Source organism: Streptomyces sp. 8N616, assembly GCF_052246385.1.
Classification (GTDB): Bacteria; Actinomycetota; Actinomycetes; order Streptomycetales; family Streptomycetaceae; genus Streptomyces.
In genome coordinates, this window is record NZ_JBQQBY010000005.1 from 172,077 (window position 1) to 185,441 (window position 13,365).

The following is a 13,365-nucleotide window of genomic DNA, read 5'->3' on the forward strand; positions in this document are numbered from 1 at the left end:
GTGGGGGGCGGGGGAAGTCGGCTCATGAACTTGGTGGACCGTGACGAAGAATTATCGATCATGGAGAGCATGCTCGACGCCTGCGCGGCCGGGCATGGTGGAGTGTTATTGGTAAGCGGTGCGGTGGCCAGCGGAAAGACCGCGCTGCTCCGTGCCTTCGGCGAGCGCGCAATCGCTGCTGGGGCGCTGTTGCTCCAGGCCACAGCGTCGGATGCCGAGCGGGAGCTACCCCTTGGAGTGATGGGGCAGTTGCTGCTCGGCGCGGATCTGCCGGGCGCGGACGCCAGGCGCGCGGCACGGCTGCTGGACCTGGTGGCGGTGACTGCGCCGGTGCGGCGAGCCGAGGGAGCACTGCCCGCCGTGGTGGTGAATGCGATTCCCCAGCTCTGCGGGATTGTCCTGGAAAAGGCAAGGGAAAGTCCGGTGGTGCTCCGCATCGACGACGTACACCATGTCGACACCCATTCCCTGGAATGCGTGCTCTACTTGGCTCGCCGACTGGACGCCAGCCGTATTCTGGTGGTGCTGGGGGAAAACAGCGGCTTCCTGCCCGGAAATACCCGCTTGCGGGTCGAGTTGCTGCGGCTGCCCGGCTGCCGCACTATCCGGCTGCGCCCTCTCCAGCGGCACGGAGTGGCCGAAATGATCTCCGCCCTCGGCCAGGAGGGGTGGGGCACGCGCCCGCTCGTCTCGGACCTCCACCGGCTCGGCGGCGGGAATCCCCTGCTGACGCGGGCGCTGATCGAGGACCACCGCGCCTCGGGCGGGGGCGGCGCGAGCAGCGGAGGCAGCGCCGGCGGCGTGAGCGGGGCTGCCGAGCTGGTGCCGGGCGAGGCCTTCGAACAGGCCGTCACCACGTGCCTGTACCGCAGCGATGTCTCGATACAGCACACCGCATGGGCGTTGGCGGTGCTCGGTCCGCACGTCTCGCACACCGAGCTGGCGGAGGTGCTGGGGACCACCCGCGAGTCGGCCCACCGCAGCCTCAGCGCGCTGAACGAGGCTGGACTCCTCAGCTCCGGTTGGTTCCGCCACGAGGCCGGCCGCTCCGCCGTGCTGAAGAGCATGGAGCCCTCGGACCGCGCTCGCCTCGAGGCCCGCGTCGCCCAGGTGCTGCACGAGCACGGCGCGGCTGCGACCGTGGTCGTGCAGCACATGATCGTGGCGGGGCCCATCGACGCTCCTTGGGCGCTGCCCACACTCCTTGAGGCAGCCGAGCGGGCGCTGGCCGACGATGAGGTCGGCCTGGCCCTCGCCTGCCTGCGCGTCGCCCGCGACACCTGCACCGACGAGCGGCAGTCCCTGTCGATCAGAGCCGCGCTGACCCGGGCCGGATGGCGGGTCAACCCGTCCGCCGCTGCCCAGCACCTGCCCGAGCTCACTGCCGCCGCGATCGAGGGCCGCCTCGGGCCCCGGCATGCCGACGAGCTTGTCGGACACCTGCTCTGGTTCGGCCAGGTGAACCAAGCTCTGGACGTACTCCGCGCCGCAGAGAAAAGCGGTGCCGAGGTCTCCGGGCAGGCAGAGGCCGGAGCGAGGGACGGACTCGACTACGTACGGCTCTGGATGGCCTACAGATATCCCGGACTGCCCGGCCCCGCCCGGGCCCGTCCCGGCGTCCCGAAGCAGGCCCCGACTCCGGCGCGGAGCACCCATGTGCGAGCGGCGACCTTGATGCAGGCGCTGCTGGAGGGGGCGGCCGGCGATGTGGTGGTCCGGGCGGAGCAGATCCTTCAGGGCACCCGGTTGGACGACCGCACCCTGACAGCGCTCATCGTCGCCCTGAACTCCCTCATCGCCGCCGACTGGCTGGACAAGGCGGCCTTCTGGTGCGAGGCCCTGTTCACAGAGGCAACCGGGCGCCGTGCCCCCATGTGGCAGGCTCTGCTCGCGTCGGCCAAGGCGCGCATCGACGTCCGACTGGGGAGGCTGGCAGCCGCGGAGGAGTCGGCCCACTCGGCGATCACCCTTGTCCCTCCCGAGGGATGGGGAGTGGCCGTCGCGGCGCCGGTCGCCACCTCGGTCTACACCAAGACCGCCATGGGCCGGCTCGACGACGCGGCCGCTCAACTGACCATCCCCGTACCCGACATGGCGTTCCACACCCCCGACGGACTGCTCTATCTCCGGGCGCGTGGTCACTACTACCTGGCCGCCGGACGTCCCTACGCCGCGCTCGACGACTTCCACACGTGCGGAGACCTCATGACCCGGTGGGAGCTCGACCTGCCCGCACTGGTGCCGTGGCGGACCGATGCCGCCCAGGCCCAGCTGTCGCTGGGTGACCACGGCAGCGCCCGGACCCTGGCGGAGGAGCAGCTGGCCCTGGTCGGCCCCGGGCACGCCTGGACGCGCGGCGTCTCGCTGCGCGTGCTCGCGAGCGCCCTCGCCCCCAAGCACCGGCTGCCGCTCCTCGGCGAGGCCGTCGAGATCCTGCGGGAGCGCGGCCACAGGCTGGAACTGGCCCGTGCTACGGGCGAATTGGCGGGTGCCCATCGCGAGCTCGGTGACAGCGGCCAGGCGCGGGCACTGGCGCGCAGGGCGCAGCAGTTGGCGAGAGAGTGCGGCGTCCCCGCCCCCAGCGTCCCGCCGACGGCGGACACCGGGAGCTCCCTTCCCCCCGATCGGCCCTGGTCGCCCGGCACCCGCCGACAGCCCGTCGAGCTCAGCGACGCGGAGCTGCGCGTGGCGACGCTCGCCGCCTACGGGCACACCAACCGGCAGATCGCCGACAAGCTGTTCATCACCGTCAGCACCGTCGAGCAGCATCTGACCCGTGCGTACCGGAAGCTCGACGTCCAGCGTCGCGCGGACCTTGCGGCGAAACTCAGCCCCGCCGCGGGCCCGGGCAGACGCAAGGGGCACGGGAGCGGCGGCACGGGCGACCGACTCCGGGTGGTGTAGGGCCGTCTTCGGGCGGTGCAGGCGAAGTGAACATGGCACGGGGCGGCCACGCCGAACGGATATGGCGGCTCAGCCGAACGGCTCCATGCCGGGCGACACCACTGGGGTGCCACGGGAGCCCCGATAGGGGTGAGTAGGGGTGTCCGGCCGCAGAGACGCGCTGTTGATGAGGGGTACCAGGCCGGAAAGTGCATTGTTAGGGTGAACGTGTCGGGCTGGAGGGAAAGTTCCTTTTTATGTGGGGTGGGGAACGGCCTCCCGGGGGAGGGGCAGTGGCACCGAGTGCAGGTAGAGATCTGAACTTCGACGATCCGTCTCCTCGCGGGCCGGGCCGTGCTGTCCACGGCCGCCGCGTCACCCGCAGCGGCCGACCAGCCCACGCAGCTGCGGCGCACCATGCCGGAGTTCGCCGGGAACCGGGGATCGATGTCTGAGGGGCCGGGACGATGACGCTTGGGGCGGTCGTCGACGGCGGGAGGTGGCCCCGCGGCGTGGCGTGAGCCGTTCTGCGTGCCGGCGCACGCGCGCACGGGTGAGAGCAGATCACTAGGGGGAGTTGAGTTGGCAATACCCGGGCATGCGCAGATCGACCAACTTATGGTCGTCGAAGTCGAGATCAGCTCGCTGTCGACGGCCGACTCGCCGCGAACCTCCGGAGCCGATCCGGAACACGTGGAGGCCCTGGCGGCGGTGCAAGCCCCGCTGCCGCCCATCACCGTGCACCGCTCGACGATGCGCATCATCGACGGTCTGCACCGACTACGAGCCGCCGAACTCCGGGGGCACAGCAAGATCGCAGTCAGGTTCTTCGACGGAGACGAGGCCGACGCCTTTGTTCTGGCCGTCGAATCCAACATCACCCACGGCCTGCCGCTGACGACGGCGGACAGGAAACGCGCGGCCGGGCGCATCATCGCCTCACACCCGCAGTGGTCGGACCGGATGATCGCTTCGGTCACCGGCATCGCCCCCGGAACGGTCGCGGAGATCCGCGGACGGACACCGGGTGGCCCGGTCGCCGAAGTGAGCAGGATCGGCCAGGACGGCCGGGTCCGCCCGGTCAATGGCGCCGAGGGACGCAGGCGGGCCAGCGAACTCATCGCCGCGAACCCCGGCCTGTCACTGCGTCAGGTCGCCCGGGCGGCCTCCATATCCCCGGAAACGGTGCGCGACGTGCGGAACCGGATGCTGCGCGGAGAGGATCCGCTGCCGCAGCCGCGCAGGAAACAAGCGAACGGCGAGCGCTCCGTCGTCCCGCGCAGCAACTTCGGCCCTGTGGCGGTGCCCGACCGGACCTCGGTCCAGGACCGCGCCGCGGTCGTGGAACGGCTCAAGGCGGACCCGGCGTTGCGATTCAGCGACACCGGGCGCACACTGCTGCGGCTGCTCACCATCCACACGATCAGCATGGAGGAACTGGACAAGCTCATTGAGAAGGTCCCCCCGCACTGCGGTGGCATCGTGTCCCATCTGGCGAGCGAGTGCGCGGGGACATGGGCTGAGTTCGCGCTGAGGGTCCAGCGCAAGGTCGCCGAGACTGCCTAGACGACCGCCCCCGGACGTCCAAGTGACCAATCGCCCGGTTGGACGGCGGGGTCGTGGAGCAGCTCGGCGCCCTCGCAGGGTTGCGTGGAGGCCCGTTCGTCGCAGCGACGGTAGCCGCCCTCACGAGCGCGTCGACGCGCTGCTGCCGGCTGGGTTTGGGCCGCGAGGTCCGGGTGCACCCGGACACTTCGGAAGAGGTCTGCAGACCGGCCTCGGAAGGAGGGCGTCATGAGGGCTCTGACCTGGCACGGAAAGCGCGATGTGCGCGTGGACACGGTGCCCGATCCGCGGATCGAGAAGCCGGCGGACGCGATCGTACGGATCACCTCCAGCGGAATCTGCGGCTCCGACCTGCACCTTTACGAGGTGCTCGGGCCGTTCCTCGAGGAGGGCGACATCCTCGGACACGAGCCCATGGGTGTCGTGCAGGAGGTCGGCTCCGAGGTGACCTCGCTGTCCGCCGGGGACCGCGTCGTGGTCCCGTTCAACATCGCCTGCGGCACGTGCTTCATGTGCGAGGCAGGCCTGCAGTCCCAGTGCGAGACCACTCAGGTCCGCGAGCGCGGCATGGGCGCGTCCCTGTTCGGCTACACCAAGCTCTACGGAGAGGTCCCCGGCGGTCAGGCCGAGTATCTGCGGGTGCCCTTCGCCGACACCCTGCCGATCAAGGTTCCCGACGGGCCGCCGGACGAGCGGTTCGTCTACCTCTCCGATGTGCTGCCCACCGCCTGGCAGGCCGTGGAGTACGCGGCGGTCCCGCCCGGCGGCAGCGTGGCCGTGCTCGGCCTCGGGCCCATCGGCGACATGGCGTGCCGCGTGGCGCTGCACCGCGGCGCTGGGCAGGTCATCGGCGTCGACCTCGTCCCGGAACGGCTGGACCGGGCCAGGGAGCGCGGAGTGGACGTGGTGGACCTGCGCGAGCACGAGTCCGACGTCGGTGACGTCATCCGCGGGATGACCGACGGCCGCGGCCCCGACGCGGTCGTCGACGCGGTCGGCATGGAGGCCCACGGCGCACCGGCGGCCAGGATCGCCCAGCAGCTCGCCGGCATGCTGCCCGGCACCATCGCGGAGAAGCTGATGGGCCGGGCAGGCGTGGACCGCATGGCCGCGCTCCTCACCGCCATCGATGTCGTACGCCGCGGCGGCACCATCTCGCTGAGCGGGGTCTACGGCGGCATGACCGATCCGCTCCCGCTGATGACCATGTTCGACAAGCAGATCCAGTTGCGCATGGGCCAGGCGAACGTCAGGCACTGGGTGGACGACCTCATGCCGCTGCTCACCGACGGCGATCCGCTGGGCGCGGAGGGCTTCGCGACGCACAAGGTGCCTCTGGAGGACGCGCCTTGGGCGTACAAGACCTTCCAGGCCAAGGACGACGGCATGGTGAAGGTCCTCCTCGAGCCGTGAAACGGGACGTGGTCCTCCAACCGCGTTAGAGGCCGCCGTCAGCGGGAACTGCGTACGGCGGCTCCCACGTCGAAGGAGGCAGACGAGCCGGCCATCGCAACCCGACAGGAGGCCGACATGGGACACGAAGGAAATGTCATCGCGGAGCTCACCGCGGATCACCGGGAGGTCGAAGACCTCTTCGGCAAGATCACGGCGCTGCCGCCGGGAACGAAGCAGCGCAAGGTCTATGCGGATCAGGTGACGATCGAGCTTGTACGACACTCTGTCGCCGAGGAGGCCTACCTCTACCCCGCCGTGCGGGAGCACGTTCGGCTCGGCGACTCCGTCGCCGACAAGGAGCTGGAGGACCATGCCGCCGCCGAACAGATCATGAAGGACCTCGAAAGCCGGGAGGCGGACGATCCTGAGTTCGATCGGCTGGTCGGTCGGCTCATGCAGGAGATCCGTGCGCACGTCGACGACGAAGAGAACCGTCTCTTCCCTCAGCTGCGTGATGCCTGCTCCGCCGAAGTCCTGGACGATCTGGGGGAGAAGGTGCGAAGGGCGAAGAAGGCCGCCCCGACACGGCCCCACCCGTCCGCTCCCGACACCCCTCCGGCGAACAAATTGCTCGCCCCGGGCACAGGGCTCGTCGACCGGCTGCGCGATGCGTTCTCCGGCCGTGGAAAGCAGCCCTGAGACAAGCCCGAAGCGGATGAGCTGGGCACGCCCCTTGTCACTCGGTGGATATGGGCCGGGACCGAAGCCGTACCAGGAGCTCCCGCTTGTGCAGTTCGACCACTGGACGCAGGAAATCCGGATGCCGCAGCAGGGGTGCTGCCCTGCGATCATTCTCGCCGGGGGACGTGAGGCGGCGGAAATCGACAGGCGTGGCGGCGTGTTCGGAGCCGGACAGCGCCGACACCGCCGCCGCCGCGAGTGCGGGAACCACCAGCAGAGCTGCCGCCCAGCTCACCACGACCTCGTCCACCCACGTACGCCACGCGTACTCCTCGTCCTCGAGATCCGAGGTGTCGGCTCCGACGACCCAGTCCAGCCGTGCGGAACCGCCCGGCCCCACCAGGGAGAGCAGACCGGCATCCACCGAAGTCGGGTAGCGCAGCCAGGCGGCCACCGTGGCCGCCTGACGTGCTTGTGCTTCGGCGAGAACCGCGTTCATCGTTCCGCCGGCGGCTGGGTAGGCACGGATCAGCCACCGAGTACTGGCGGCTATCACGGACGGGAAGTCGACTGGCACGGCGGCGATCTCCTCTTGGCCGGTGGGCGCTGTACGGCTGTGCAACCCGTGCGCCGGCACGGCACTGGTACGAGCCGAACGCCCCGCCACGGTACCTAGCGAGCCGGTCCGTACAAATGACGCACATCACCACTTCGGCCCCTGCGCCGCCGCAATCCGGTCTTCTCACGCGACCGCTTGCTCGGAGCGCCGAAAGAGCGTCGAGGCAGCGTCCGCGTGCAGAGACTCCAGGATGTCCATCTGCTGCCCGGCCCGGTCCCGTAGTTCGCGGATCCGGTCGGCGTCCAGGCGCGGATCGTCAGCTGCTGCGGCGAGCAGGGCGCTCCAGAGCAGAGCCTTGCCCTCGACTCCGATCCGAAGGGTCTCCAACTCGAGGAGCACGCTCAGTCCGGACTGTCGTATCAGGCGGCCGTTGAGTTTGAGCCGCCCGACCTTCTCGCCCGCCCAGGCGCCGTAGAACTTGTACCGGCGGACGGGAACGTCGAGGTCCTCCATGAGGCGGATCAGCGACCACCGGTCCGACGCGATCTCCGTGGCGAGTCTCTTCACATCGTCACTGCGCCCGGAGCGGCGGTGTGCCCGAGCCATGCGCCGCGAGAGCTCGACGCCGGCCGTAGCACCCGCCAAGTGATCATTGAGGTAGATCCCCAGCATCTGGCCGGCGGCGTCGGCGCTGCTCGGCCGTGGAGTTGCCGAACCCATCATCATCCTTCCGAGCGCAGGAACCGGAGCGGCCCGTGCCGGAGTTCCGGAGCGGCCGGTGCCGGCGTTCCGGACTGATCCTCTCGGGTACCCGGGATGCTGGCTGCGAATACGCACAAGCGGGCAAATCGGACCCGAGCGGATTCGGTGTCCCCTTCCCTCGACTTCCCTCGACCGCAGCACGGTGAAGGCCCTGCCCGCCCGGCTCAGCGGCGGGCCGTCGCGGTGAGCAGTTCGCAGCCGTCCTCGGTGACGAGCACGGTGTCGCACACCACATGGCTTCCGACCTTCTGCCTGATCACCCAGGACTGGATGTAGAACGTCATGCCCGGGCGAAGCACCATCACGTTGCCCGGGCGCAGCCCGATCACGGTACTTCCGCCCACCCAGGCGGGAGGAAAACCGATGCCGATGAGATAGCCGCAGTGGTGGCGATCGTTGGGCACCCCGAGTTCGGCATCGACGCTGCTGCGCCAGGCGCGGTAGACGTCCTCGGCGGTGCGGCCGGGCCGGATCGCGGCGCGCATCGCGCCATGTCCTGCGAGGGCGACGTCGGCAGCCGCGTGGCCCCGGAGGTCCCGGAGCTGTCCTCCGACGGGAACGGTGCGGGTGAGCGGCGCGTGGTAGCGCGCGACGGCGGCAGACATCTCGATGAACACGGTGTCCCCAGCGTGCAGCCGACGCGTGGACCACGCGAAGTGTTCATGGTCCACGCGGTCGATGTGCCGTACGAGCGGCGCGAACCCCGGATAGTCGCTGCCCCCGCCGGTGATCGTGTGCTGGATGGCCGCGGCCACCTCCGCCTCGGACACTCCGTCTCCGAGGGCGTCGAGCGCAGACCGCATGCCGCGGTCCGACAGGCTCGCCGCTGCTCTGATGCAGGCGATCTCCCGGTCCGAGTGCACCGCGCGCAGGCCGATGAGCAGGTCGGTGGCGTCCGCCCACGCTGCTGAGGCCAGGATGCGGCGGGTCCGGTTCCAGACGGCGATGGGGAAGGTCATCGAGTTCGGCTGGTGGCCGATTGATTCCGGGGCGGCGCCGACGTGCCTGATCGTGTCGGCGAGAACCGCCGCAGGGTCGGCGTCATCGTCATAGCCCGCGAAGGCGCAGTCGGGAACCTGAGCCGCCGCGGTGGGCGCCTCCATGGTGCGGGCCACAAGAATCGGTCCGCCGGCGACACCTGCCACGAGAGCGGTGAAGGCGAAGTGACCTTGGTTGTTGTAGCCGGTCAGGTAGTAGATGTCCTCCGGGGCGGTGACGACAAGCACCGGCAGCCCGCGTTCCGCCATGCCGGCGGTGAGGTTCCGCCGGCGCTGCTGGAACTCTTCGGGCGGGAAGGCGGGGCAGGTGGCCGATACGTCCTCGGGCATGGGATGCACACCTCCGGGGCCGCACGAACCACCCACGTCAGGGCCCCGGAGCCGCACGAACCACCCACGTCAGGGGCTCCGGAGCCGTACGAAGCACCCGTCAGGCCCGCCTGCCGACTCCCGTGGCGAGTTCGCCGAAGCGCCCGCCCCGGGTGCGCGGCGTCAGGGGGGCCGTCGGCGCGCCCGCTCCCTCGCGGAGGCCGGACAGGAACTCCCGCAGGGCCTCCTCCGCCGTGTACCGGGGCTGCCAGCCCAGTTCCTCGCGGGCCCGCGAGGCGTCCATGATCGGCAGTCGGAGCACGGCGTCGAAGAGGTTCGGCGAGGCGGGGACGAGGTGGAGCCGCCAGGCGGCGGCGAGGCCGGCGCGTACCGGCGCGGCCGGCACGCGTACGACCTTGGCGCTGAGCAGCTCGGCCAGCAGCCGGGCGTCGACCTCGGGCTCGGCGGCCAGGTTGAAGGCGCCGCGGACCTGCTGGGTGGCCGCGAGCCGGTAGGCCTCGGCCGCGTCGGCGGCGTGCAGTGCCTGGAACCGCAGCCCGGGGAGGTCCGGTACGACGGGCAGCAGCGAGGGGCGCACCAGGCTTCCGGGGACCAGTGGCCCCGCGAACAGCCTGCGCTGCTCGCTGGCCGACTCCCGCTTGAAGATGAAAGCGGGCCGTAGCCGTACCACCCGCATCGAGGGGTGTGTGCTCTCGAAGGCGTCCAGGGTCCGCTCGAGGTAGGCCTTCTCGCGGGTGTAGGCAGCCTCGGGCCAGCCGTGCGTGGGCCAGGATTCGCCGACCGGCCGGTCCTTCGGGCCCGGTGAGTAGGCACCCACCGACGACGCGTACACGAGGGCGGGCACCTCCGCCTGGGCCGCCGCCTCGAAGACCCTGACGCTGCCGAGGACGTTGGTCCGCCAGGTGGTGACGGGATCGTGCGTGGGCTGGAACAGCCAGGCGAGATGGATCACCGCGTCCGCGCCCCTGAAATGCCCGGCGAGATCGGCTCCTGCCGCCTCGTCCCCGACGTCGGTGCTCGCCCAGGTCGTCTTGGGCGGAGTCCAGTCGGGGACCCTGCGGGCGAGCCCCAGCACGGACGTGATCCGAGGGTCGTCGCCGAGCGCCTGGAGCACGCTCGTACCGACGTTGCCGGTGGCTCCGACGACCACGACCCGCAGGCCCTGACCGCCTGATTCGCCCCTGGTCATGTCAGCCTCCTCCTAGGGCGGTTCCTCGTGTCCGAGCACACACCTCGGGTGCCAACGCGCGACGGGTGCCCGACCGCCTCCCCTCGAAACGCGCCCCACGCGCCGGGTGCGGATCACCTTGGGTCGCCTCGCCACCCAGCGGATGCACCGCTCGTGTGATTCGGTAACGCTGGAAAGTGCCGGTCGGAGGCCGGCGGGCCGCCCGTCCCGATCGAGGAGGCGCGTCATGTCACAGGAACAGATCCCCGGTATCGACCCGACCGTCGAGCCCAGCGGAGAGGGATGCGTCGAGTGCCTGGCGGGCGACGGGCCGGGCTGGTGGCTGCATCTGCGGCGCTGCGCCGCCTGCGGCCACATCGGCTGCTGCGACTCCTCCCCCTCCCAGCACGGCACCCAGCACGCACGCCAGGCGGGACACCCCTTCCTGACCAGCTTCGAACCCGGTGAGGACTGGTACTGGAACATCGACACCCACGAGTACTACGACGGGCCGCAGCTGGCCGGGCCGACCGCGCATCCGTCCTCCCAGCCGACACCGGGCCCCAGCGGTCGCGTACCCGCCGACTGGCAGCTTCAGCTGCACTGAAGCACGGGCCCCGAAGCCCGCGCGCGCCCCGGGGCCCGTCCCGCATCCTCCGCACTACGCGGGGGAGGCCGGCCCTTCGGGTCGTACCCCCGCAGCCTTGCTGTGCTCCGTGGCGAGGGTGACCGCGACCAGGGTGGCGGCGGTCAGTTCGAGCGGTGCGGGTGTCAGCGGAGTGAGCAGTACGAGGGCGGTGCCGAGGAGGTACGCCCCGTCGCTGATCCGGCCGGGCCGGTGGGGTTTGATGTGGACGCACCAGACGCTGAACAGGAAGATCGCCGTGGGAATCGCCACCGTCGCTCCGGCCGAGGCCGTGCTGAGCACGGCTTCGGATGCCTTGCCGGCCCTGTGGTCGATCATCACCGAGATCCCGGTGCCCACCGCCGCGATGGCGCCGAAGATCGCGTAGTGGCCGTAGCCCCAGGGAAAGGCGCGGCTGCGGTCGCGCAGGAAGGGTCCGGCGGGCCGGGAGTTGTACAGCCACCACATCGAGCAGACGATCGCGAATCCGCTGATCGCCACCCCGACCAGAGTGCTGGTCGACGCGTGCTCCGCCACAGCCGACTTGATGGCCAGCGTCGCGGCGAGCACCGATTCGCCGAGGACGATCATGGTGAAGAGCACATAGCGCTCCGCGATGTGCTCCGGATGCCAGGGCGTGGCCTGGTGGTGCTCGGCCCACCAGGGAATGGCCATCTCCACCATCCACAGGAGCGCGAAGGTGGGGACGGCCCAGGCCTGCGGCAGCGCGAGCCGCGCCACCCAGCAGACCTGAACGGCCGTGATCCCGATGGCGAAGCGCAGCGCTGCAGGCCGCATGCCGGGGTTCGCCGCCGCCGCCCGCAGCCACTGGCTGACCAGGGCCAGCCGCATGATGACGTACCCCGTCACCACGATGGCGAAATGGCCCTCGTACGCCTCCGGCACTCCCGCGGCCAGCCACAGCGCGCCGAACATCTGCGCAAAGGTGGCGATGCGGTAGAGGGCGTCGTCGCAGTCGAAGGCGGAGGCGAACCACGTCCAGTTGACCCACGCCCACCAGATGGCGAAGAACACCGCCACGTATCCGAGCGTTCCCGTGCCCGGGTGCCCTTCGACGATCGCGTGGTGCAGACCGTCCGCCCCCTGGGCCAGGGCGACGACGAAGACCAGATCGAAGAAGAGCTCCAGCACCGTGGCCGTCCGGTAACCCTCGTCGGGGTCGCGTGCGGGCATGGCGGTGAATCGCTGCGCGAACCGGGCGAAGAGGCCGATCATGATCCGAGGTTAGGGACGGAGACTCGTCCAGCCGCGCGGGAGACGGACGAGCGCGTGCGTGTCGCGGTTCCTCCCGACCTCACCTCCGACGGCGGTCTTGGGGCCGGTGAAACTCGCGCTCGGGATCAGCACGAAGGCTCACCCCAAGACCGCCGTCGGGCGCGGTCCGGACCGTGTGGCTACAACGCCTGGCTGCCCTTGCACGAGCCTGCTTGGGGCATGCGCTCGGCGCGGACGCGTAGCAGGAGTGCGATCCAACTGCGGTAGGGCTTCCATCGGTCGGCGATCTCGGCCAGCCGGCGCACGTCGTCGGAGCCGGTCTCGCCGAGGTCGTATGCGTCGGCCATGGACGCGCGCAGGCGTCGTTCGTGTCGGGGGAAGACGTCGGGGTGTCCGGCGCCGCGGATGAGGATGAGTTCCGCGGAGAAGGGCCCGATGCCGGGCAGGGTGCGCAGCGTCGCGAGGGCGTCGTCCGCCGGCATCGCGCGCAGGCGTGCGGCGTCGAGCTCGCCGGCGGTGGCTGCTTCGGCCAGTGCATGCAGCCGCTCGACCTTCACGTCGGTCAGGCCGGGGACGCGGGTGGTCGTGCGCAGGGCTGGAGGGGCAGGGAAGGCGTGCAGGGTCTGGCCCGCAATCTGGACGCACTGTCCGTGCTGCTCGGCGAGGCGAGCCTTGACGGCGGCGGCCTGAGTCATGCGGATGCGGTGACCGATGACCGCCCACGCGGCGGCTTCGTAAGGCGAGTAGAAGCACACCGGCCGAAGCCCCGGATAATCCGCGATGAGACTGGACACCACGGGATCGGCGGCGGCGAGTTCGGGGAAGCCGCTGCCGTCGACATCGAGCGAGAGGATGCGGGCGAGCTGGGCCCGGACGGCCTTGCCGGGCCCGGACCCGGCGGATGCGGGGTCCGCCGGGGGGTGGTCCGCGTCGCCGGGGTGGACGGTGAACTCGGCCCGTACCCTGCCCGCGGTGCCGTCTGCCGTCTCCTCCTGTCGCACCGCGGCGGCGACCGTCGAGTGGCCGTCGTCGGAGGGGAAGGCCAGGCGGAGCATCCCGTCCGCCGCCTGGTGATAGCTCGCGGGGGTGAAGCCTTCCAGGAACCGCACACTCGCCGCGAGCGAGAAGGGGCCGCGTGGGGCGATGGCGACGGCGGTCATGG

At 70.6% G+C, this 13,365-nt stretch carries 11 protein-coding genes; 5 read left to right on the forward strand and 6 right to left on the reverse strand.

Features of this window, described 5'->3' with window-relative positions:
- The first annotated feature begins 24 nt into the window (after positions 1–24).
- From ACTWQC_RS06530 to ACTWQC_RS06545, 4 genes are all read left to right on the forward strand, one after another.
- Positions 25–2,904 carry an AAA family ATPase gene (locus ACTWQC_RS06530; protein ID WP_443314572.1) on the forward strand — a complete coding sequence of 960 codons (2,880 nt, stop codon included), beginning with the start codon at positions 25–27 and terminating at the stop codon, positions 2,902–2,904.
- Between the two features lie 561 nt (positions 2,905–3,465).
- Positions 3,466–4,449 carry a streptomycin biosynthesis protein gene (locus ACTWQC_RS06535; protein ID WP_443314573.1) on the forward strand — a complete coding sequence of 328 codons (984 nt, stop codon included), beginning with the start codon at positions 3,466–3,468 and terminating at the stop codon, positions 4,447–4,449.
- A gap of 228 nt (positions 4,450–4,677) precedes the next feature.
- The gene (locus ACTWQC_RS06540) at positions 4,678–5,862 is read left to right on the forward strand and encodes a zinc-dependent alcohol dehydrogenase (protein ID WP_443314574.1); all 1,185 of its coding nucleotides are present in this window, start codon (positions 4,678–4,680) and stop codon (positions 5,860–5,862) included.
- A 117-nt stretch (positions 5,863–5,979) separates the two neighbouring features.
- Complete coding sequence (locus ACTWQC_RS06545) at positions 5,980–6,543, forward strand: hemerythrin domain-containing protein (protein WP_443314575.1); 564 nt, start codon at positions 5,980–5,982, stop codon at positions 6,541–6,543.
- A 37-nt stretch (positions 6,544–6,580) separates the two neighbouring features.
- Here the strand turns inward: ACTWQC_RS06545 and ACTWQC_RS06550 are convergent, their stop codons facing one another.
- The 4 genes from ACTWQC_RS06550 to ACTWQC_RS06565 form a co-directional block, all read right to left on the reverse strand.
- A complete protein-coding gene (locus ACTWQC_RS06550) occupies positions 6,581–7,102 on the reverse strand; it encodes a hypothetical protein (RefSeq protein WP_443314576.1) in 522 nt (173 codons plus the stop codon).
- Positions 7,103–7,267: 165 nt separating this feature from the next.
- Positions 7,268–7,804 (reverse strand): hypothetical protein, encoded by a 537-nt coding sequence (locus ACTWQC_RS06555; RefSeq protein WP_443314577.1) that lies wholly within the window; start codon positions 7,802–7,804, stop codon positions 7,268–7,270.
- Between the two features lie 206 nt (positions 7,805–8,010).
- Positions 8,011–9,174, reverse strand: a complete 1,164-nt coding sequence (locus ACTWQC_RS06560; RefSeq protein ID WP_443314578.1) for a M24 family metallopeptidase — start codon at positions 9,172–9,174, stop codon at positions 8,011–8,013.
- A 100-nt stretch (positions 9,175–9,274) separates the two neighbouring features.
- Positions 9,275–10,363: an NAD-dependent epimerase/dehydratase family protein gene (locus ACTWQC_RS06565; RefSeq protein WP_443314579.1), complete on the reverse strand. Its 1,089-nt coding sequence runs from the start codon at positions 10,361–10,363 to the stop codon at positions 9,275–9,277.
- Positions 10,364–10,589: 226 nt separating this feature from the next.
- On the opposite strand from ACTWQC_RS06565, the gene ACTWQC_RS06570 reads away from it, so the two are divergent.
- The gene (locus tag ACTWQC_RS06570) at positions 10,590–10,949 is read left to right on the forward strand and encodes a UBP-type zinc finger domain-containing protein (protein WP_443314580.1); all 360 of its coding nucleotides are present in this window, start codon (positions 10,590–10,592) and stop codon (positions 10,947–10,949) included.
- A gap of 54 nt (positions 10,950–11,003) precedes the next feature.
- Here the strand turns inward: ACTWQC_RS06570 and ACTWQC_RS06575 are convergent, their stop codons facing one another.
- Positions 11,004–12,203, reverse strand: a complete 1,200-nt coding sequence (locus ACTWQC_RS06575) for a low temperature requirement protein A (RefSeq protein ID WP_443314581.1) — start codon at positions 12,201–12,203, stop codon at positions 11,004–11,006.
- A 179-nt stretch (positions 12,204–12,382) separates the two neighbouring features.
- Positions 12,383–13,363: a DNA-3-methyladenine glycosylase family protein gene (locus tag ACTWQC_RS06580; RefSeq protein ID WP_443314582.1), complete on the reverse strand. Its 981-nt coding sequence runs from the start codon at positions 13,361–13,363 to the stop codon at positions 12,383–12,385.
- Positions 13,364–13,365: the final 2 nt, after the last annotated feature.

Excerpts from the sequence above, each read along its gene's own strand:
- ACTWQC_RS06530 (WP_443314572.1), top strand. The coding sequence starts at position 25 with ATGAACTTGGTGGACCGTGACGAAGAATTATCGATCATGGAGAGCATG.
- ACTWQC_RS06540 (WP_443314574.1), top strand. The coding sequence starts at position 4,678 with ATGAGGGCTCTGACCTGGCACGGAAAGCGCGATGTGCGCGTGGACACG.
- ACTWQC_RS06545 (WP_443314575.1), top strand. The coding sequence starts at position 5,980 with ATGGGACACGAAGGAAATGTCATCGCGGAGCTCACCGCGGATCACCGG.
- ACTWQC_RS06555 (WP_443314577.1), bottom strand. The coding sequence starts at position 7,804 with ATGGGTTCGGCAACTCCACGGCCGAGCAGCGCCGACGCCGCCGGCCAG.
- ACTWQC_RS06560 (WP_443314578.1), bottom strand. The coding sequence starts at position 9,174 with ATGCCCGAGGACGTATCGGCCACCTGCCCCGCCTTCCCGCCCGAAGAG.
- ACTWQC_RS06565 (WP_443314579.1), bottom strand. The coding sequence starts at position 10,363 with ATGACCAGGGGCGAATCAGGCGGTCAGGGCCTGCGGGTCGTGGTCGTC.
- ACTWQC_RS06570 (WP_443314580.1), top strand. The coding sequence starts at position 10,590 with ATGTCACAGGAACAGATCCCCGGTATCGACCCGACCGTCGAGCCCAGC.
- ACTWQC_RS06575 (WP_443314581.1), bottom strand. The coding sequence starts at position 12,203 with ATGATCGGCCTCTTCGCCCGGTTCGCGCAGCGATTCACCGCCATGCCC.
- ACTWQC_RS06580 (WP_443314582.1), bottom strand. The coding sequence starts at position 13,363 with ATGACCGCCGTCGCCATCGCCCCACGCGGCCCCTTCTCGCTCGCGGCG.